At 62.6% G+C, this 20,689-nt stretch carries 19 protein-coding genes and 1 pseudogene; 17 read left to right on the forward strand and 3 right to left on the reverse strand.

Annotated elements, in window-relative coordinates:
* Positions 1–124 precede the first annotated feature (124 nt).
* Complete coding sequence (locus tag ABE464_RS18445) at positions 125–1,021, reverse strand: LysR family transcriptional regulator (protein ID WP_295975358.1); 897 nt, start codon at positions 1,019–1,021, stop codon at positions 125–127.
* Positions 1,022–1,138: 117 nt separating this feature from the next.
* On the opposite strand from ABE464_RS18445, the gene ABE464_RS18450 reads away from it, so the two are divergent.
* Positions 1,139–2,329 (forward strand): MFS transporter, encoded by a 1,191-nt coding sequence (locus tag ABE464_RS18450; RefSeq protein WP_346473113.1) that lies wholly within the window; start codon positions 1,139–1,141, stop codon positions 2,327–2,329.
* A gap of 99 nt (positions 2,330–2,428) precedes the next feature.
* Here the strand turns inward: ABE464_RS18450 and ABE464_RS18455 are convergent, their stop codons facing one another.
* On the reverse strand, positions 2,429–3,337 hold the full coding sequence (locus tag ABE464_RS18455) for a LysR family transcriptional regulator (protein WP_346473114.1): 909 nt from the start codon (positions 3,335–3,337) through the stop codon (positions 2,429–2,431).
* A gap of 154 nt (positions 3,338–3,491) precedes the next feature.
* On the opposite strand from ABE464_RS18455, the gene ABE464_RS18460 reads away from it, so the two are divergent.
* The 8 genes and pseudogenes from ABE464_RS18460 (at position 3,492) to ABE464_RS18495 (ending at position 10,134) form a co-directional block, all read left to right on the forward strand.
* Positions 3,492–4,196, forward strand: coding sequence for a type 1 glutamine amidotransferase domain-containing protein (locus ABE464_RS18460; RefSeq protein ID WP_346473115.1), 705 nt, complete (start codon positions 3,492–3,494; stop codon positions 4,194–4,196).
* Between the two features lie 15 nt (positions 4,197–4,211).
* Entirely contained in the window at positions 4,212–5,393 is a 1,182-nt protein-coding gene (locus tag ABE464_RS18465; protein ID WP_346473116.1) for an MFS transporter, read from the forward strand.
* Between the two features lie 110 nt (positions 5,394–5,503).
* The gene (locus ABE464_RS18470; RefSeq protein WP_346473117.1) at positions 5,504–6,223 is read left to right on the forward strand and encodes an IclR family transcriptional regulator; all 720 of its coding nucleotides are present in this window, start codon (positions 5,504–5,506) and stop codon (positions 6,221–6,223) included.
* Between the two features lie 84 nt (positions 6,224–6,307).
* Positions 6,308–6,697 (forward strand): heme-binding protein, encoded by a 390-nt coding sequence (locus tag ABE464_RS18475; RefSeq protein ID WP_312418062.1) that lies wholly within the window; start codon positions 6,308–6,310, stop codon positions 6,695–6,697.
* On the forward strand, positions 6,694–7,899 hold the full coding sequence (locus ABE464_RS18480) for an MFS transporter (RefSeq protein ID WP_346473118.1): 1,206 nt from the start codon (positions 6,694–6,696) through the stop codon (positions 7,897–7,899). The genes ABE464_RS18475 and ABE464_RS18480 overlap by 4 nt, the downstream gene beginning before the upstream one ends.
* Position 7,900: 1 nt before the next feature.
* Entirely contained in the window at positions 7,901–8,194 is a 294-nt protein-coding gene (locus ABE464_RS18485) for a putative quinol monooxygenase (RefSeq protein ID WP_346473119.1), read from the forward strand.
* Positions 8,195–8,203: 9 nt separating this feature from the next.
* Positions 8,204–9,148 carry a LysR family transcriptional regulator gene (locus ABE464_RS18490; RefSeq protein ID WP_346473120.1) on the forward strand — a complete coding sequence of 315 codons (945 nt, stop codon included), beginning with the start codon at positions 8,204–8,206 and terminating at the stop codon, positions 9,146–9,148.
* A 113-nt stretch (positions 9,149–9,261) separates the two neighbouring features.
* A pseudogene (locus ABE464_RS18495) lies at positions 9,262–10,134 on the forward strand (LysR family transcriptional regulator).
* 9 nt (positions 10,135–10,143) lie between these two features.
* Here ABE464_RS18495 and ABE464_RS18500 read toward each other — a convergent pair.
* Complete coding sequence (locus tag ABE464_RS18500; RefSeq protein ID WP_312418066.1) at positions 10,144–11,076, reverse strand: AraC family transcriptional regulator; 933 nt, start codon at positions 11,074–11,076, stop codon at positions 10,144–10,146.
* Between the two features lie 174 nt (positions 11,077–11,250).
* Here ABE464_RS18500 and ABE464_RS18505 point away from each other — a divergent pair, with 174 nt between their 5' ends.
* From ABE464_RS18505 to ABE464_RS18540, 8 genes are all read left to right on the forward strand, one after another.
* Entirely contained in the window at positions 11,251–13,275 is a 2,025-nt protein-coding gene (locus ABE464_RS18505) for a TonB-dependent receptor (protein WP_346473121.1), read from the forward strand.
* An 11-nt stretch (positions 13,276–13,286) separates the two neighbouring features.
* Positions 13,287–14,315: a class I SAM-dependent methyltransferase gene (locus ABE464_RS18510; RefSeq protein WP_346473122.1), complete on the forward strand. Its 1,029-nt coding sequence runs from the start codon at positions 13,287–13,289 to the stop codon at positions 14,313–14,315.
* Positions 14,312–15,571: an MFS transporter gene (locus ABE464_RS18515; RefSeq protein ID WP_346473123.1), complete on the forward strand. Its 1,260-nt coding sequence runs from the start codon at positions 14,312–14,314 to the stop codon at positions 15,569–15,571. The genes ABE464_RS18510 and ABE464_RS18515 overlap by 4 nt, the downstream gene beginning before the upstream one ends.
* Positions 15,568–16,059, forward strand: a complete 492-nt coding sequence (locus tag ABE464_RS18520; RefSeq protein WP_346473124.1) for a hypothetical protein — start codon at positions 15,568–15,570, stop codon at positions 16,057–16,059. Before ABE464_RS18515 ends, ABE464_RS18520 begins: the two co-directional genes overlap by 4 nt.
* A gap of 9 nt (positions 16,060–16,068) precedes the next feature.
* Positions 16,069–17,286 (forward strand): MFS transporter, encoded by a 1,218-nt coding sequence (locus ABE464_RS18525; RefSeq protein ID WP_346473125.1) that lies wholly within the window; start codon positions 16,069–16,071, stop codon positions 17,284–17,286.
* A gap of 12 nt (positions 17,287–17,298) precedes the next feature.
* Positions 17,299–18,240, forward strand: a complete 942-nt coding sequence (locus ABE464_RS18530; RefSeq protein ID WP_346473126.1) for a LysR family transcriptional regulator — start codon at positions 17,299–17,301, stop codon at positions 18,238–18,240.
* The gene (locus tag ABE464_RS18535) at positions 18,237–18,440 is read left to right on the forward strand and encodes an entry exclusion lipoprotein TrbK (protein ID WP_346473127.1); all 204 of its coding nucleotides are present in this window, start codon (positions 18,237–18,239) and stop codon (positions 18,438–18,440) included. Before ABE464_RS18530 ends, ABE464_RS18535 begins: the two co-directional genes overlap by 4 nt.
* A gap of 234 nt (positions 18,441–18,674) precedes the next feature.
* The gene (locus ABE464_RS18540; protein WP_346473128.1) at positions 18,675–20,675 is read left to right on the forward strand and encodes a conjugal transfer protein TraG; all 2,001 of its coding nucleotides are present in this window, start codon (positions 18,675–18,677) and stop codon (positions 20,673–20,675) included.
* The last annotated feature ends 14 nt before the right edge of the window (positions 20,676–20,689 follow it).

Here is a 20,689-nt window from a genome sequence, read left to right on the forward strand (position 1 = left end):
TCCTTCACGACTACCTCTATTGACTCCGTATGCCTAGTCATATGCACAGTCCTCTTCCTATCTACAAAGATAAGCGATAGAACGGGGCCGGGGAATCAGGGGGCTATCTCACTGACCTCACGGATCAGTCGGCGTTGAACGTGGTCAGTAGCACTTGGGCAAGGACCGCGAGCTTGGCTGGCGGTCGCGACAAGGTCCGTAGCAGGTGAATCTCGTCTTCGCGCTTTGCGGGGTCGTCAAACACGGTGACCAGTTGACCGCTGGAAATCGCTGTGGCCGTGACCCAGGTGGGTAGATAGACCAGACCAAGCCCGGCGTTGGCGGCCAGGAGCAACGCCTCGAAATCGTCACAGGCCAGGATGCTGCCAGCTGCGTTTTCGGGTATCAGGCCGGCGGCGCGCAGCCCGCGCCATCCTAAGCCTTCCGGATCGTGGCACTTGTCCAGCAAGCGATGTTCGGCCAACTCGGCCAAGGTTGCAGGAGACCCGTACCGATCCTCGTAAGCACGGCTGGCACAAATCGACCAACGTTGCGTACCCAGGCGTTGTGCGTACATGCGACTGTCTTTGAGAGGGCCGATGCGAATCACCGCGTCGAGACGTTCGCGTGCCGGATCGGCCAGCCGCTCGGTGAGGTCCAGTTCGATGCGAAGTGCTGGAAAACGTGCCAGCAGATCCGGCAACAGCGGCAGAACGTGATGGCGGCCGAAAGTTGGCAGGCAAGCTATGCGGAGGATGCCGCGTGGCTCATCTCCTAGCGCTGCGACTTCGGCACGTAGATCCACCAGTTCATCGATCAGCGCGGGGACGCGGGCCAGCAGCAGTTCGCCCGCGTCGGTCAGTGTCAGCCCGCGGGTGGAGCGCACGAACAGCCGCACATCCAGCGCCGCCTCCAGGGCATCTAGCTGGCGCACCACCGACGACGGCGCTACGCCCTGCCGAGCGGCCACGGCTGAGAAGCTGCCGGCTCGGGCGACCGCGATGAAGACGGGCAGATGTTCAGCATAAGAGATGGGGCGCATGCGTTGCATTTTACGCAAAACCGTTGCGCGATAGCGAGGCGTTCCGTCGGCAGATCAGTGCGCCTAGCATTGGTTGCATACGTGCGGTGATCGTGTCGCACTCACGGAGTTTTCGCTATGTCTTTACCTTCCTGCGCCTCTGCGTCCTTGTCGGGACGCAGCGTGGTGGCGCTGTCGGCGGCGTGCGGCTTTGCCGTCGCCAACCTTTACTACAACCAGCCGCTCTTGCCGCAGATGGCGACGGCGTTTGGCTCGGATGCATCGGCCCAAGGTGCCATTGCCATGCTGACCCAGGTGGGGTATGCGGCGGGCTTACTGCTGTTTGGCCCCCTGGGCGACCGACTGGACCGGCGTAGGCTGATCACGGGGCTCTTGCTGCTGAATATGCTCGGTTTGGCGCTTTGCGCAACAGTGGTCAGTCTAGATGGATTGCTGGCTGCGTGCCTGGTCGTCGGTCTGACGGCCGTCAGCGCGCAAATCATCATTCCGGCGGTATCGGGGCTGGTTGATCCTGCGCGGCGCGGGCAGACGGTAGGGCGGCTGATGAGTGGCCTGTTTGCCGGTACGCTACTGGCACGTACGGTCAGCGGCTACGTCGGGGCACATACCGGCTGGCGGACCATGTTCGTGATTGCGGCGGTGGTCGATGCGATATTGATCGGCGTGATCTGGCGCTATCTCCCGAGAACCCGGCCCGCCAGCGATTTGTCGTATCCAAGGCTGTTGGTATCCTTGGGGCAGTTGCTCGCGCGCCAGCCACTGTTGCGCGAAGCCTGCCTGGTTGGCTTCCTGCTGTTTGCTGCGTTCAATGTTCTGTGGGGCTCTTTGGCGATGATGCTGGCGCGGCCCCCTTATGGCTATGGCAGCGAGGTAGTAGGTCTGTTCGGTCTTGTTGGTGTGTCGGGGATGGTGGTGTCGCCCACCATTGGCCGCTTGGCTGATCGATGGGGTGGACGCCGTGTCGTGGCGCTGGCTGCGGCGATGGTCGTGCTGGCGTTTGTGCTGGTCGCGGGCTCGCCGAAGAGTGTTGGATTCCTGATCGCGGGCGTGTTGATTCTTGACCTGGGAAGTCGTGCCAACCTCGTGGCCAATCAGACACGGCTGTATGCGCTACTGCCCGACGCACGGGGGCGGCTCAATACGGTGTTCATGACATGCTATTTCCTAGGCGGTGCGGCCGGGTCGGCGCTGGGCATCGCCGCAGCGGAAGCTTTTGGGTGGCGCGGAGTAGCCATGGCTGGCACGCTCTGCGCAGTACTGGCGCTGGGCGTGCTCAGCGCATTCGGCGGCACGCAGCGGGCAGTCTGAGGCGGCGAAGCTGACAAGTGCACGGTTGGCCTTGTAAGCGACCTTGCGCGCCAACGCCGGATCTAGCCGCCAGTGGTCAGGCAGTCCCGTGATGCAGCATCAACTGTCCCACGGCGCTTGCTGCCAGCGTTCCAACAAGAAATCGCTGAACGCCGTCAGCCGGCGCGGCACGGGTTCGCGTCGCGCCCGCACGATGCTGATCTTGGAGGGCGTGGCTTCCCAGTCCGGCAACACGCGCACCAGCCGTCCGTCGCGCAACTCCTCGTGGATGTCCCAGGTTTCGCGCAGCGAGATACCCAGCCCGGCCAGACACCACGCATGCAGCACGTCGCCGTTGTCGCTGCACAGCGTGCCGCTGACCGCGATCGGCTTTTCGCGCCGGCCCCTACGCAGCGGCCAGATGTTTTGCAGCAGCCCCGGATAGGCGAACACCAGACAGTTATGCCGCTCCAGTTCTTCCGGCTGCGTGGGGTGGCCATGCGCTTTCAGGTAGTCGGGAGACGCCGCCAGGATGCGCCGGTTGTCGGCCACACGACGCGCCACCAAACGCGAATCGGCCAACTCGCCCATGCGGATCGCCAGGTCGAGGTCGCCGCTATACAGATCCTGCACCTGATCAGACAGGCGCAGGTCGAAACCAACCCTGGGATGCAGGCGGCAGAAATCGTGGATCGCCGGGGCCACGAACTTGCGCCCGAACGGCGTGGGCGCGGTCAGGCGGATGGTGCCGCTCAGTTCCTGGCTGCCGCCGGTCGCCAGTTCCTGCACTTCTTCCAGCACCGCCAGGGCGACCCGCACCCGTTCGGCGATGGCGCGGCCTTCGCCGGTGATGCGCAGGTTGCGGGTGTTGCGCTCGAACAGCGTGGTGCCCAAGGCCTGCTCCAGCCGGGCGATCTGCTTGCTGACCGTCTTGGGTGCGAGGTGCAGGTCGCGTGCGGCGGCGGAAAAGCTTTGGCGCTCCACCACATGCACGAACACCGCCAAGTCATCGAGGTTGCGCAGGGCCATTTGGGTCATTCCGGGGAAAGTGTTTGTCTATTTTGGTCATTTAAAGGATATACCGGATTCACCAGAATGAGGTTCCTTACTTCGCATGCCGCAACGCGCACGCCTCCGCCGGAGGCGCTCGGCGGTGTGCTCGACTCGCTTGCAGGAGCCTCCGATGACCCAACGCATTCTTTTCGTCTTGACCAGCCACGACCGCAAGGGACCGGCGGGCGCCGCCGACGCCGCGCCCAGCGGTTTCTATCTGTCCGAGGTCACGCATCCGCATCGGGTGCTGGCCGACGCCGGCCATGCGGTCGATTTCGTCAGCCCCAAGGGCGGCAAGACGCACGTCGATGGACTCGACCTGGACGATCCGATCAATGCCGCGTTCTGGAACGACGCGGCGCTGCGCGGTGCCACCGAGAACACCTTGGCACCCGCGCAGGTCGATCCCGATGCCTACGCCGCGATCTTCTACGCCGGCGGCCACGCGACGATGTGGGACTTCCCCGATAACGCCGAACTGTCGGCCATCGCGGCGCGCATCTACGAGCGTGGCGGCGTGGTCGCGGCCGTCTGCCACGGCCCGGCCGGGCTGGTGAATGTCAAGTTGTCCGACGGTCGCTATCTGGTCGCAGGCAAGGAGGTATCGGCCTTCACCAATGACGAGGAACGCGCGGTTAGTCTGTACGACACGGTCCCGTTCCTGCTGGCCGACGCCCTGCAGGAACGTGGTGCCCGGCATGTGCCCGCGCCGAACTTCCAGGCGCAGGTGGTCGTGAGCGAGCGGCTGGTGACGGGCCAGAACCCGGCTTCGGCCAAGGGTGTAGGCGAAGCGATGCTGCCGCTGCTGGTGGCAGCGTCCGTGGATCGGGCCTAAGCCATGAGAGAGCGCATGCCTTTCGTCATCTACGTCTTCGCGCTTTGCGCGTTTGCCCTGGGCTTTACCGAGTTCGTCACCATCGGGCTGGTGTCCACCATTTCCGCTCACCTGCATGCCAGCGTCGCGCAGGTCGGCACGGCGGTCACAGCTTATGCGCTGGGCGCTGTTATCGGTGCGCCGGGCCTGACGGCGCTCGCCACGCGCTGGCCGCGTAAGCGGCTGCTGCTGGTGGCGATGGGCCTGTTCACGCTGGGCAATGCGGTGGTCAGCCTGTCCGATGCACTGACGCCTATGTTGGTGGCCCGTTTCGCGTCGGGCCTGGGACATGGGGTATTTCTTGCCGTGGCCTCCAGCGTGGCAACCCAACTGGCGGGCCGGCATCGCGCCGGCGCGGCGGTGGCCGTGGTGTTCGGCGGCCTTACGCTGGCACTGGCGCTGGGCGTACCGCTCGGCACCTACCTGGGCAGCGTGTTGAGCTGGCAGGTCATCTTCATGGCAGTGGCCGCAAGTGGTGCCATTGGGGTCGTCGGCCTGCTGGCCCTGATGCCGACGGATCGCAACGATGCCTCTGCGCAGGCCAATGCGATGGATGGCCTGAAAGCCATGTTCAATCCGCGTCTGCTGGCCGGAGCCGGCATCACCGTGTTGGCGTATGCGGGGTCCTTCGCGCTCTACACCTACATTTCGCCGATCCTGCTGCAAGTGACGAATGTCAGCGAAAGCACAGCGAGCCTTTTGATGCTGGGCTACGGCGTGATGGCCGCCATCGGCAATGTGTGGGGCGGGCGGCTGACCGACCGCAAGGGTGCCGACTTTGCAGTGATGACCGTATTGGTCGGCCTAGCCGTCGTTCTGTTGGCGATATGGGCCTCTGCAGCGTCGCTTCCGTTGATGGTGTTGCTGACGGGCCTGCTCGGTGCGCTGACCTATGCTGCGGTGCCTGCCTTGCAGGCGCGGGTGATCGGGTTGTCGCATATCCACGCGCCGCAGGCACCGGCAGTGGCGGCTGGGCTGAACATCGCCGGCTTCAATGGCGGTATCGCGCTGGGTTCGCTGCTGGGCGGGGCGAGCCTGGAGGCGATGGGGCTGACCAGCACGGCCTGGGTCGGTGCGGTTGCCGTGGGGTTGGGGATTATGTGGATGCTACGGCAGATGGGTAAAAGCGAAGCGGTAAACGTCCAGGCTCAAAGATAAAACGTGCCCCGGAGCTTCCTTGGAGCATCGCGTCGATAGGGGGATATGTTCTATCATGCCAAACGAGATAAAATTTTTATCAAAACCTAGCGTTTGCCGGCAGGCAGCCCATGATCGACGAAACACGACACATCCAATCCGTCGAACGGGCGATGGCCTTGCTCGAAGCTATCGCGCAGGCCGGTGGAGAAGCGCGGCTGGTGGACCTTGCCGAGCAGCTCGGCCTGCACAAAAGCACGTTGCATGGCCTGCTCAATACATTGGCCGCGATGGGCTATATCTCTCGTCACGGCACCCGCTATGCACTGGGGCTGCGACTGCGCGAAATCGCCCAGCCTCTCGCCGATGCCGACTCAGCCCTGCGCACGGCTTTCGCACCGGCGCTTCGTTCGTTGGCCGAGCGCAGTGGCGAGACCTGCTATCTCGCGGTGCCCTGCGGCACACGGGAGTACCTCTACATCGACGCCGTGGAAGGTCTTGGCAGCTTGCGTGCGGCCAGCCCGCGCGGACGCCGCGAAGGGCTGACGACATCGGCGATCGGCAAGGTGTTCCTGGCACACGATCCGGAGCTGGTTCGCAGCCTGCGCCGGGGTGGACTGATCCCGGTCCAATTGGAAAGCGAGTTGAAGACCATTGCCGAGCAAGGCTATGCGCTGGACCTGGAGGAAGCCGAGCCCGGTCTCAATTGCCTGGCCCTGCCGCTTCGTCTGCAGGGCCGCGTGGTGGCAGCGCTCGGTGCCGCTGGCCCATCCCAGCGTCTGCGCAAGCCGTTGCTGCGACGTATGGCCACCACGGCTATGAGCGATATGTTCGACATTCTCAAACTTTAGCCACTAATCGCCTTCACCCCCTTTCTGCATCAGGCGCTTGCGGGAATCATCGAAGACTCCGTTATCACTCCAAGGAGTTTTCGCATGTTTGAAGCTATTTCTCAGCAGGTCATCCAGCGCGCCCAGTCGCTCGCTCGCGCGCAAGGTTTTTCGGTCTGCATCAGCGTGGTTGACGATGCCGGGCTGCTGCGCGGCTTCCTGCGCATGGACGATGCGGTTCCGGGTGCCATCGACGTGTCGATCAAGAAGGCCCGTACCGCAGCACTATTCCGTACCGACAGCCTAGAACTCGGCGCTGCAGCCCAGCCGGGTGGTGCGATCTACACGCTGGAGGCGACCAATGGCGGCCTGATCAGCTTCGGCGGCGGTGTGGTGCTGCGCGACGAGGACCGCGTCATCGGTGCAGTCGGCGTGGCCGGTGCCACGGTCGAGGCGGACCAAGCTATCGCTTTTAAAGCGGCGGGCCGGTCATGAGTCGGCCACAGCGCACCCATCGCGGCGTCTGGGCGTTGGCGGTCACCGCGTTTGCCGTCGGAGTGGCCGAGTTCATCGTGGTCGGCGTGCTGCCAGCCATCGCCGCCGACCTGGGCGTTCCGTTGGCGCGCGCCGGTGGGTTGGTCGGCCTGTACGCGCTGGCACTGGCGGTAGGCACACCGGTCGTCGTGCTGGCTCTGGCGCGGCTGCCGCGCAAGCCGCTGCTGCTGGCGCTGGTGGCGGTGTTCTTGGCAGGCAACCTACTGTCGGCGCTGTCCACCAGCTATGAACTGTTGTTGGCCGGGCGCATTTTGACTGCGGTGGCGCATGGTAGCTTCTTCGCCATCGGTGCTACCGTCGCGGCGCGGCTAGCGCCTGAAGGCCAGGCCAGCCGCGCTATCGCCGTCATGTTCGCCGGGTTGACCCTGGCAATGGTGATCGGCGTGCCACTGGGCAGCCTGATCGGCAATGCGATGGGCTGGCGGTTGCCGTTCTTCGCCGTGGCGGGCTTGGCTGCACTGGCACTACTCGCGACGGCGCGCTGGGTACCGGTGCTGCCAACCCAGGCGGCAGGCCCGACGCGCACGCAATTGGCGGCACTGACCAGCCCGCCCGTGCTGGCGATGATGGCAATAACCGTGCTGGGCTTTGGCGCGAGCTTTCCGGTCTTCACTTTCATCACGCCGATCCTCACTGGCATCACCGGCTTCTCTACGCACGCCGCCAGCGGGCTCCTGGTTGTGTTCGGCGTAGCAACCCTGGTCGGCAACCTGGCCGGCGGGCGCTGGGCCGCCAGCCTCGGCTGGCCAGCGGCGCTGCGGCGCATGCTGGCGGGTCTGCTGTTAGTACTGGCGGCGCTGGCCGTCGCGATGCCGTGGCAGTGGGCGATGGTGCCAATGCTGTTCGTCTGGGGCGTGCTGGCTTTCGGCATATCGCCGGGTTTCCAGGCCGGAATGCTGGAGACAGCGCAACGCTGGACGCCGCGTGCGGTGGATTTCGCCTCGGCTTTGAATATCTCGGCCTTCAACCTCGGCATCACCATAGGCGAGACGCTCGGTAGCGGTCTGGTGGCGCAGCAGCGGATGGTGCTAACCCCTTGGGCGGGCGTGGCGCTGGTGCTACTAGCGCAGGCACCGCTGTGGTGGCTGTCGCGCAGGTCTACTCGACTTCCGCGCGACGCAGCGCGTCTCCAAGGAGACTGATATGCCGGCCGTCGATCTCATCGTCACCTTGCAAGCGTCAGAAGGCCGTATTGAGGCGCTACGCGATGTGCTTCGGACACTGCGTGACGCCAGCCTGCAGGAGGCTGGTTGCCTCGGCTATCGCATTGCCCAAGGAAGCCTATCGGCCAATCGCTTCTTCCTGCTGGAACGCTGGGCCGACGCCGAGGCGCTGTTCCGGCACGAACATACACCGAACTTCTTGGAGGGTGTGGCGCGCGTGCAGGCATGCTGCGAGTCCGTGGAGATTCAACCGGTAGCCTGGCAGCCGGATTGAGGGCGCGACATGGAATTACGCCACTTGCGTTGCTTCCTGGCCGTCGCCGAAGAACTCCATTTCGCCCGTGCGGCGGAGAAGCTACACATTGAGCAATCGCCGCTGTCGCGCGCCATCAAGGAACTGGAAGAAGAACTGGGCGTGGTGCTGTTCGCGCGCACCACGCGCAGCACGCGCCTGACCCGTGCGGGCAAGCTGTTCTTTGAACACGTACCTCGCGTTTTCTCTGCCTTGCAACAAGCCCGCGACAGCGTAAAGGCCGCCGCCAACGGTTTCCACAGCCAATTGCGCATTGCACTATCCGACGGTATGACGCCCTCGCGTCTGCCGGCCTTGCTGGCGCTCTGTCGGCAGGAAGAACCCGAAGTCGAAATCCGCTTCTTCGAGGTGCCGCTGTCGCAACAGATCAAAGGGCTGCACGGCGACCTGTACGACGTGGGCTTTGCCCGCGCTGATGAGGTCGGTGATGGCCTCATTGCCGAGCCGGTATGGAGTGATCCGCTGATGGTGGCCGTGCCGGCACGGCATCCCCTGCTGGCCTACAAGCGCATTCCTTTGGAAGAACTGTTGCGCTATCCGCTGGTGCTATGCGATCCGCAGGCCTGCGAAGGCCATGCACGGCAAGTTGACCGTGTGCTGCGCCGCGTGGACATGGAGCCGCTGGTGGCTGAACGAGTGGCGTCTTGCGACCTGATGATGGCGTTGGTTTCCGCAGGCATCGCGCTCGGGTTGACGGGCTGCGCGCATATCCTGACCAGCCAGGAACCTGGCGTAGTGGCGCGGCCACTGACAGGCCGCTCGCCGCTGCTGACGACCTACTTGCTGCGTCCGGAAGGCGAGCCTTCGGAAATGCTCGCCCGCTTCATCGACCGCGTGCGAGCCATCGAATCACCTGAAGGCAGTAGACCCATGCCGGGGCTCGATGCCGACACCGTGGATGAACCCGAGCCATGAACAAGACCATCACTTTCCTGCTGGTCGCGGCTCTAACCGCCTGCGGCCAATCGAAAACGGCCAGACAAGTCGACGTGCCGACCGTGGAGGAACTGGCCGCCGATCCCGCACCGTTGAAGGATCTTCTGCGCTGTTTCCTGCCAGTAGCGGAAGAACTCCACTTCGCCCGCGCAGCGGAGCGGCTGCACATCGAACAGTCGTCCCTGTCGCGTACTATCAAGGAATTGGAAGAAGAACTCGGTGTGGTGCTCCTTGCTCGCACCACGCGCAGCACCCGGATTACCCGTACCGGCGAGCTGTTTCTGGAGCAAGTGCCGCGCGTATCTGCCGCCTTGGAGTAGGCCCGTGGCAGTGTCACGGCAGCCGCCAATGGCTTTGACGCCCAGTTGCGCATTGCCTTGTCCGATGGGATGACGCCTGCGCGGCTGCCAGTGCTTTTGGCACAGTGCCGTCAGGACGAACCCTAAGTCGATATCCGTTTATTCGAGGTGCCGCTGGCGCAGCAGATCAAAGGTCTGCATGAAGAGCTGTACGACGTGGTTTTTGCTCAGAGCAATGAAGTAGGAGATGGCATTCTGGCCGTGCCGGTTTGGCGCGATCCCTTGGCGGTGGCAGTGCCTGTGCGTCATCCGATCCTGAGCCACAAACGTATCCCTTTGGAGGAAATGCTGCGCTATCCATTGGTCATTTGCAGTGCCTCTGTCTGCGAAGGCTATGCCCGTCATGTGGCACGGGTGCTGCGTACCGCACGTACAGAGCCTGTGCAGGTCACGCAAGTCAGTTCCTTTGATTTGACGATGGCCATGGTATCGGCAGGTCTTGCGCTGGGCTTAGCGGGGACATCGCAGATTGCCGCCAGTCGCGAACCTGGCATTGTGGCCTGCCAGTTGGCCGGTGGTCAGCCGCCGCTGACCACTTATCTGCTGCACCTAGATCGCTCGCCATCACATACCCTGGGACGCTTCATCGAGCACGCCCGAAGATAGGTTTGCCAGTTAGGTCTTGGCGACGGACTTGGGTGTGCGGCCGTAGTAGCGCTCGAATGCTGCGCTGAAACTGGACAGGTGTTCGTAGCCAACTTTGTAAGCCACAGTCGATACATACAGGCCGGTTTCCAACAGTTCCCAGGCTTTCTTCATGCGGATGCCCATGAGCATGCGATGCGGGCTGGTGTCGAACATCTCCCGGAAGCCTTGCTTGAGCTTGAATTCGTTGATGCCTGCGGTGGCGCACAGGTAGGCAATGGTCAGTTGCCGATCGTACTGGTGCAGCAGCATGTCGCGCACGCGCAGTATCCGATCCTGATCGTCGCCACGCAGCCGACCTTTGACTGGCGTTGATGGGAGGAATGTGCGGGTCTGTTCGGCCAACAGGCTGAGAGCGGCTATTTGAATATCCAGCAATCCTGCATCCCGGCCATGAAGATGCACCAGTGACTGGGCCAGGCGCTGGGTTCCAGCGCCATGCTTGTCGAAGGAGATATGGCGTGCAGAGTGATCGTTGCGGACTCCATCGAGCAGGTAGGCCAGCCCATAGCGATGCAACAGGGGCTCCTGGGCAATCAGGCGCAGTTGGCGGATTTCACGCTCGGCAGGAAATCGACGTTCTCCGCGCACGCTTGAGAAAGCAGCCACGGTGCTGTGACCGGCGATGAAATCGAAACGTTGCCCGTCCACGCCCAGCGTGCTGGATTCGCCTTCGAGTGCCACGGTGACGGTCAGCGAGCGGCCCTCCCTCTCCATGGTGCTACGTTCCAGTAGATCGTGTCGAGGCCGATAGTTTGCATAGGCCAGTGCCAGACCGTCATCGAGGTGGCACATGTCGTTCATGCAGTCGCCCAGCTCAGTAGGCAGTTGCGAGCGCAGCCAGATCCCTTGTCCAAGCCGCGTCGGACCGGGAATGTCTGCCGTGTGGATGTGATAGGTCATGCCGCCTCCTTGGTGCTGGCTTTCTCCTTACGGGGAGATGGCTTGACTCCGAAATGCTAAAGGAAAAATCCGGATCTACTAATACTTAAATGATACCCATTCTTGAATGGAAATTATAGTGATCCAAAGGCGAATTGGCGCCTCTTCATCTGCATTTCTTGACTGGGTCATCTCATGAATCACGAACTCGGCGCGCTGCATAGCGCCATCCTGCTTGCATTGCCAATAATGATGTTGCCTGCCGTGGCAAGCGCCGAGGATGCTTCCGCATCGATGGCTGATGCCACTGTTGCGGAATTGCCCGCCATCACCGTCACCGCCGACAAGACCGAACGTCCACTGGAAAAGGTGCCTGCCAGTATGGCGGTGATCGACGGCTTGGATCTCGAACAATCCGGCATCGTGAGCATGGAGCACTTGGAGGGCCGGATACCGGGCCTGTCATTCCAGCCATTCGGGCAGGCGGGGCTGAACTCGCCTGTCATGCGTGGGCTGACGGCCAACTTCAACACCTTCTCGACGTCGACGCTGCTGCTGGTCGATGGGGTGCCGACACATACTGCGCAGGGCTTCGATGATGCGATGCTGGACGTGGATCGCATCGAAGTACTGCGCGGGCCGCAGTCCTCCCTCTATGGACGTAATGCCGAGGCCGGTGTGATCGCCATTTACAGCCTGCCGATGGACAACACACCGCGCGCCAGCATCTCCGCTGATCTTGGCAGCCGCGACAAGCGCGGCCTTCGCTTCTCGCTTAGCCGTCCGCTGGTGGAGGACAAGCTTTACGCCAGCATCTCAGGGTCATGGCTGAAACAGGATGGGTTCATCGACAACCTCCATTCTGGCGGTAAAGAAGATGACCGCGAGCGGCGCAACCTGAAGCTGGGTTTGCGCTGGACGCCCACTGCCGCCACTGATCTGGTGCTGCGCTATGCCCGTCAGGACTACGACGATGGCGCGGCGCTGTGGGGCTCGCTCACCGCACCCCGCAAGCAGGTGGCATCCGGTACACCGAGCTGGAATCGGTCCGAGGGGCAATCGCTGTCGCTGGATGCCTCGCACACTTTCGGCTCTGGCCTGCGGTTGCGGTCGATTACGGCATGGAGTGATTTCACCGACGACATCCAACAGGATACGGACTTCATGGCGGCGGACATCATGCACATCCGCCGCAATCACCGATTGCGCACCGTATCGCAGGAGTTCCGGCTGGAAGGCAAGCTGGGAACGACCGACTGGCTCGCGGGCGTCTACGTTGACCGCAGCGACAACGATCTGCAGAACGTGGGTCGCCGCATGATGATGCTGGAAGACCTGCGCGCCGATCAGAAGAGCCGTACGGCGGCGCTGTTCACACACTGGAATGTTCCGCTGAATGACGCTTGGAGCCTTTCCGCCGGTGCGCGGGTCGAGCGCAGCAAGGTGGAGATTGCCCCTCAAGGGGCAACAAAACAGGATCGGGATTGGACACATTTCTCACCAAAATTGGCTCTCCAATACCAGTTCGCTCCCGAGCACCAGTGGTATGTCAGTGCGAGCCAGGGCATCCGCACCGGTGGATTCAACGCGCTCTCGGCGGCAACCAGCTACGCCGCCTTCGAGCCAGAGAAAAACTGGTCTTATGAAATGGGTTTCAAGGGCTGGGCGATGGACAAGCGGCTGCGCTACTCGGTGGCTGCCTACTTCATGGATATCAAGGATATGCAGGTGATGCAGATGCCCATGCCGGGTGTGATGTACATCACCAGTGCCGCGACGGCGCAGTCCAAGGGCGTTGAACTGGATGTGGACTACTTGCTGGGCCATGGCTGGCAGCTCAAGGGCGGCCTGGCATGGAACCGCACGCGCTTTGACCGCTTCATCGACGGAACAGCAGACTACTCCGGCAAGCGAAACCCGTTTGCACCTGATCTGACCGGCTATCTCGGCATCCGCTATGACGCGCCACAAGGCTGGTACGCGCAGGCCCAGGTGCGTGGCACCAGTAAGGTCTATCTGGATGCGGCCAACAGCTACAAGCGCAATGGCTATGGCTTGATCGACCTGGTCGCCGGATACCAGCAGGGCAACTGGGAAATCGCTGCGTATGTGAACAACGCTGCGAACAAGACCTACGATGCCGTCGGTTACCAGAATGGCTTTGTCACGGTCTACAGCCCGCCCCGCGAAGTTGGCATGCGCCTGACCTGGCGGATGTGAGGACAAGGGCAATGGACTTTCTCACACCGCACCCTTTGCAGCCGTTCTGGAATATGGCGGCTGCGCCCATCCAAACCCAGGCGCTGGAACAGGCATTGCGCCTGGGGCTGTTCGATCGGCTGCGTCGGCCTGCCGATGCCGCAGCCGTAGCGAAAGACCTGCAACTGGACAAGGCTGCAACTTCGGTATGGCTGGATCTGCTCTGGAGTCTGGATCTGTTGTCACGGCAGGTGCCTGCCGATGTACCCGACGAGCCGCGCTACGTAACCTCACCGATGGCATTACGCCACTTCGTCGATGGGGCCAGCAAGAACTGCGCCCAGGGCTGGTTGTATCGCGCCCGTTTTCTGGCGCGTTTTGCCGGGCAATGGGAAACGCTGCTGCGCCACGGCTTTGATCCGCAGGGCCAGGCTGCACCCAAAGGAAGTTGGGCACAGGCCGCACGCGAGCAGATCGGGCAGGAGCAGCGCGCCGTGACCGTACCGGCGGTGCTGCGCCTGATGGATACTTTGCCGCCTTTGCCTGAAACGGGTCGCCTGCTTGACCTGGGCGGTGGCCCCGGCCATGTCGGTATTGCATTGGCGCAACGTCTGCCAGGTTGGCAGGGCGTTGTGTGCGACCAGCCGGAAACTGCCGAGGTGGCGCAGGGAAACATACAGTCGGCCGGATTGACTCACCGCTTCCAGGCGCTGGGCTGCGACCTGAACACGGATGGTATCGGCAGCGGCTACGACCTGATCTGGTGTTCTGCAGTCCTGCATTTCCTGCGCGATCCGCATGCGCTGGTGCGCAAGGCCAGCGAGGCCTTGAATCCCGGTGGCCTGCTGTTGATGGCACACGCCGAGCAGAGCGACGACCCTGCAGTGGCGGCGCGTGTGCTGCCGTTCTATGGCACGGTGGCGCTGCGCGGCAACCTGCTGCCGCGTCCGGGAGACATCGCCCGGATGATGGCCGATGCGGGTTTGACCGACATCCAATCCCTGGGCCGTGTCGATTTCCCGATGGCGCCCGTCTGGCTGCACATGGGGAGGCGCCCATGAGCGCGACAGCGATACCGGCACCGCGCTCCTGGTGGCCGCAGCAGTTGCTGATCGGCTGGCTCAATCTGGTGCTGACCGCCCCCATCATCTACATGTTCGTTGGGTTGCCGCTGGTCATGCGTCAGCACGGCTGGAGCGGCACGGAAATCGGCCTTCTCCAACTGGCGGGATTGCCCGCCATGCTCAAGTTCGTCCTTGCCACGCCTGTCGATCGCTGGCGGTTGGGCGCTGCGAGTTACAGAAACTGGGGAATCTTGCTGGGCATTCTGTACGCAGCAGCGCTGGCGCTGTTGGCAGTCAATGATCTTGCCGATACGCCCTATGCGCTGCTGTTTGCGCTGGCCATGCTGGCGACCTTGCTGGGCACCTGGGTGGATGTGCCTGTCAATGCGCTGGCGATCAGGCTGCTTCCCGAATCCGAGCGCATCCGTGCCGGGGCGATCCGCTCGGTTGCCGCATCGTTGGCCGCCATCGTCGGCGGTGGCCTGATGCTGGTGCTGCATGCGCGGCTGGGCTGGGCCTGGCCGTTCGCTTTCTTCGCGGCCAGCATCCTGCCCAGCATCTTGCTGCTGCGCTGGCTTGGCACAGATGGCAGCGTTGCTGGCCAGATTCCCGACCAGGCACCGCGGGCAGGCTTGAAGGAGTGGATGGGCTATTTCCGTACGCCCGAGCACCGCGTATGGACCTTGCTGCTGCTGTTCTATTTCCCGGCCGTCGGCGCTGCCTGGGTCTACCTGAAACCGTTGATGCTGGATCACGGCTTTGCCCAGGAGCAGATCGCCTGGAGCATCGGGGTGGGCGGCGGCTTGGTGGCCGCCATTGCCAGCATGCTGGCTGGGTCGATCATCAAGGCCGTGGGTGCCAGAGCCGCCTTGCGCACTTTCGCTGCACTGAATCTGCTGGTGATGATTGCGCTGGCTCTGGTGGTGAGAGGTGGATGTGGAAAGACAGCCTTGATTGCGGCGGCACTGGCCTTGGCACTGGCCATGGGGATGACCTCGGGCCTGTTGTTCGGTCTGATGATGAATCACGCGCGCCAGCATCTGGCTGCACTGGACTATGGCTTGCAATCCAGCCTCTTTATAGCCTCTCGGACTACAGCGCCTCTGCTGGCGGGAATGCTGCTGGATCGGTTCGGCTACGGTGGATTGCTGGTTGGCCTGGCGATCGCACTGGGGCTTGTATGTCTGCTTGCGTGGCGCAGCCGTGATCGTATCTTCATCCACCGCGACGAAAGCCTCAAGGAACAGTCATGAGTACAACAGATCACCAAAAAAGGAAGTCGATATACGACACGTCCTGCTGGCCGCTCGCCATGACGTTCTCGAGCGGGAGCCCTCGGTTCGAGGACATGTTGGATGATGCGGCGAACTGGCGTGCATGGCTCGGTCGAGGTAAACGCTTTGCGATGTTGCGTGTTCTGCTGGATCGTGATGCCTATGCTCATCCCCCAGGCGCGGCTCAGGCACGAAAAGCCTGGCTTGCCGAGCATGGTGCTGTTATCCGGCAACAAATGCTTGGGATGGCCCTGGTGCTGCCTGGGGATGTTCTAAATCAAGCGCAGCGAATGCAGGCCGAACGATTGTTCGGTGTGCCTGCGCAGGCGTTCTGCAGCGTCGAGGACGCCATCGCATGGCTGAAGCCTCTAATGACACAAGATTTTGGCCTCGCCAATAGCGAGGCTGCGTTGATCAGAGCGCTGGTACGCAGTCAGCAAATGATCGCCTCGCTCAGCGGGAAGTAAGGGAAAACTATGCAATCCACTCTCAAACCAATGCCCGAGACAGCAAAAACCATAGGCGCGACAGCTACAGTTTGGCTATGGGTCGGCTTTGTTCTCGTGTCACTGAATCTGCGGCTGATCTTTTCCACGCTGGGGCCGTTACTGCGTAACCTGGAACTGGACTTCAGTTCGACGCTGCTGGTGACGGTACTGCCTACCGCCTTGTTGGGTTTGTTTTCGATTCCTGGCGTGCGATTGCGTCAGTCTTTCGGAGAAGAGCGCGCCGTCGGGCTGGCACTGGTATTGCTTGCGCTTGGCTGCGGCGTGCGCTGGTTTGGTGAACCGGGATTAATCTTGGGGACAGTGTTGGGCAGTGCGGGCATTGCAGTGATGAATGTCATCATGCCCGCGCTGGCACGCAAGCGCTTCGGGCCGCCACGCATGGGGCTGGTCATGGGTGTTTATGCCCTGATGCTGGGCGTGGGCGCTGTGCTGGGAGCCAGTGCCTCGTTTCCCTTGTTTCAGGCAATGGGGGCCGATACCGACGCGGCCTACCATTCGTTGGGGCTGTGGGCGTTGCCCGCTTTGCTGGCGCTGGTGTTCTGGTTGCCGCAATTGCGTTTTCAGAAAGCAGAGGCAGCGGGGCTTGGCGCAAGTGGCATGGCAGCGAAGCCCGCCGTGAATGTCTACCGCAACTGCATGGCCTGGTCGATTACGCTGTTCTTCGGCTTGCAGGCGCTCAATCTGTATGTATTTCTGCCCTGGATGCCGACCATACTGATGGATCGTGGCGCCAGCCAGGAAAGCGCGGCATGGATATTTTCCCTGTCGCAAGTCAGCTTGATGGTGGGCAGCTTTGTGACACCCTTGTTGGCCGCACGCAAGCCGGACCAGCGGGTGTTTATCGCGATGACCGTATTGCTGTGCCTGGCAGGAACGCTAGGCCTGCAGTTCGCGCCGTTTGGCACGGCCCTGCTGTGGGCTTTGCTGCTGGGCTTTGGGCAAGGGGCCGGTCCGGCCTTGGGAGCCTTGTTGTTCGTAGCCAAAGCGGGCAGCGTAGAGACGGCAACCCGTATCTCGGCGATGGCGCAGACCGTTGGCTATCTGATTGCAGCCGTGGGGCCTTTATTGGTGGGGGCGTTGTATCACAAGCTGGGTAATTGGAATGTGCCGATAGGGATACTGGCGGCGATTCTGATAATCGAGTTGATCGTGTCTTTGCCTGCGGGCCGTCATGCAAAGATTTGAGGACCGCATGCGATGGAATTTCGGCATTTGCGTTGCTTTCTGGCCGTAGCCGAGGAGCTGCACTTTGCCCGTGCGTCTGAGAAGCTGCATATCGAGCAGTCGCCGCTGTCACGGGCCATCAAGGAGCTGGAAGAGGAATTGGGCGTGGCGTTGTTTGCCCGCACAACGCGCAGCACCCGACTGACTCGGGCTGGTCGGTTGTTCCTGGAGCATGTGCCGCGTGTATTCACCGCCTTGCAGCAGGCCCGCGACAGCGTGACGGCAGCGGCCAACGGTTTTCAACGGCAGTTGCGGGTGGCTCTGTCCGATGGAATTACACCTTCGCGCTTTCCTGCCTTGCTGGCGCGTTCCCGCGAGGAAGAACCGGATGTTGAAATCCGCCTGTTCGAGCTGCCGCTGTCGCAGCAGATCAGGGGGCTGCACGATGATCTGTTCGATGTGGGCTTTGCCCAAAGCGAAGATGTCGGTGACGGTATCGTGGCCGAGCCGGTCTGGCATGACCCGTTGATGGTGGCGGTGCCAGCGCGGCATCCCATTCTCAGCTACAAGCGCATTCCGTTGGATGAAGTGCTGCGCTATCCCCTGGTGCTGTGTGATCCGCATGTATACGAGGGGCATGCCAGGCACGTCGAACGTGTGTTGCGCCAAGCCGCTACAGAGCCGATGGTAGCCGAACGGGTGGCATCCTGTGACCTGATGATGGTGCTGGTATCAGCAGGCATGGCGCTGGGGTTGACCAGCAAGGCGCACATCACCTCCAGCCGCGAACCGGGCGTGGTGGCTCGCCCCTTGGCCGGGCGTGCGCACATGATCACCACCTACCTGCTGCGCCCGGAGGGCGAACCATTGGAAACGCTGGCCAGATTCATTCAACGGGTGCAGACCCTCGACGCGGCTGCGCTTGATGATGCAGCACAGGATCAAGCCAATGAATCGGGAGGCATCGAACCATGAGCAAACCCACTTTGCTGCTTCTTGCTGCGCTGCTGACAGCGTGCGGCCAATCGGAAGCGCCTAAAGCTCCAGCGCATCAGCCGGAGGTGCCGAGCGTGGAAGAGCTGGCTTCCAAGCCCGTGGCCGAGGCGTCCAACAAGCGTTTCTTTGGTGACGGCAAGGTGCCTCATACCCCACCAGAAACGCAATCGAAGTTCTGATCGTTGCCCGTTTTCAGCATATTCTGCTTATTTGCTTGATACGCCGCAATGCGCCTGCGCTTGCGGCGTTTTTCTTTGGCTCGACGCTGCGCTAATTCTTCCTTTTTTCTAGACCTTTCTCCCGATAACGGTCTTTGACCGGCACCGACCCGGCACTGATCCTCGCGCTATGCGACACGTCCTTGTGCCGCGTGTGAACGAGGAATCAGCGCAGAGGAAATCGGAGGCCAGTCAATGCAAGCTCAGGGCGTGCTGTTCGGGCAGATCGCGGTTGTTTTCAGCATCGTGATCGCCGGTGTGTGGAGTGCAACCCAATGGACAGCCGCCGCTCTGGCCTACCAACTACGCCTTGGCTCGCCCTGGTTCGACTTTTTCGGTACGCCGGTCTATCACCCCTGGCGGCTGTTCGAGTGGTGGTTTTTCTTCGATGCCTACGCGCCGCACGTCTTCGACATAGGCGGCGCGATCGCCGGCGGCAGCGGCCTGGTCGCCGTAGTGGTCGCCATCGCCATGTCGGTGTGGCGCTCGCGGCAATCGCGCCTGGTCACGACCTATGGCTCGGCACGCTGGGCCAACACTGCCGACATTCGCAAGGCCGGGCTGATGCAGTCTGCCGGCGTCTTTCTCGGCCTGCATGACGGACAGTACTTGCGCCATGAAGGCCCGGAACACGTCCTGACGTTCGCGCCCACGCGCTCGGGCAAAGGCGTGGGCCTGGTCGTGCCGACTTTGCTGTCCTGGCCTGCATCGGCAGTGATCCACGACATCAAGGGCGAGAACTGGCAGATCACCGCCGGCTGGCGTTCGCTCTTCTCGCATTGCCTGCTGTTCAACCCCACCGATCCGCAGTCGGCCGCGTACAACCCGCTGCTGGAAGTGAGGCGCGGCGCGCATGAAGTGCGCGACGTGCAGAACATCGCCGACATTCTCGTTGACCCCGAAGGCGCGCTGGAGAAGCGCAATCACTGGGAGAAGACCAGCCATGCGCTGCTGGTCGGCGCCATCCTGCATGTGCTCTATGCGGGCGAAGACAAGACGCTGCGCGGCGTCGCCAACTTCCTGTCCGATCCGGCCAGCCCGTTCGAGTTGACCTTGCATCGGATGATGACCACGCGGCATCTTGGGGATGCACCGCACCCGGTTGTCGCGTCCGCCGCGCGTGAAGTGCTCAACAAGTCGGACAACGAACGCTCTGGCGTGTTGAGCACCGCCATGTCGTTCCTGGGCCTGTACCGCGACCCAACGGTGGCCGAGGTGACATCACGCTGCGACTGGCGCATCGCCGACCTGATCGCGTCCGAATCACCTGTGTCGCTGTACCTGGTGGTGCCGCCGTCCGACATCAGCCGCACCAAGCCGCTGATCCGGTTGATCCTCAACCAGATCGCACGGCGGCTTACCGAATCGCTCGATGGCAGCGACGGCATCGAACGCCGCCACAAGCTGTTGCTGATGCTCGATGAGTTCCCGGCGCTGGGCCGCCTGGACTTCTTCGAGACGGCGCTTGCCTTCATGGCCGGCTACGGCATCCGCAGTTTCCTCATCGCGCAGTCGCTCAACCAGATCGACAAAGCCTACGGCCAGAACCATTCGATTCTGGACAACTGCCACGTCCGGCTGACGTTCGCCACCAATGACGAAAGGACGGCGAAAAGGATTTCCGAAACGCTCGGCACCGCGACCGAGCTGCGCGCGCAGCGCAACTACGCCGGCCACCGGCTCGCGCCGTGGCTCGGGCATCTCATGGTGTCGCGGCAGGAGACGGCCCGCCCGCTGCTGACGCCGGGCGAAGTGATGCAACTCCCGCCCGATGAATCCGTAGTGATGGTGTCCAGCGTCGCGCCGATCAAGGCAAAGAAGCTGCGCTACTACGCCGACGCCAACTTCAAGCAGCGCGTGCTGTCGCCGCCTGCGCTCGCGGCTGGGCAGTACGCCGACGTGCCACCGGCCCGCGCCGACGACTGGAGCGGCCTGGCGATTCCGGCCGTGCCCGCCGCATCAGCCACGGCATCCGCCGATGAGCTGGGCGGCGCCGACGACGGCGGCTCGCGCCGCCAACCCGAACTCACCGAATCCGTCGCCTACGACCCCGAGCTGGATGCGCCCGATGACCTGGCGCTGCTCGACGACGACGACGACGACCTGCCGCTGCCGCTACCAGGCCAGCTTGACCCGGCCATGCAGCGCACGGCGCGGCTGGCTTCCCTCGACCCCAACGACGGAATCGACCTATGAGTAACCGTCTTGAA

It is taken from the genome of Stenotrophomonas sp. TWI587, from assembly GCF_039674145.1.
Taxonomy (GTDB): Bacteria; Pseudomonadota; Gammaproteobacteria; order Xanthomonadales; family Xanthomonadaceae; genus Stenotrophomonas; species Stenotrophomonas maltophilia_AY.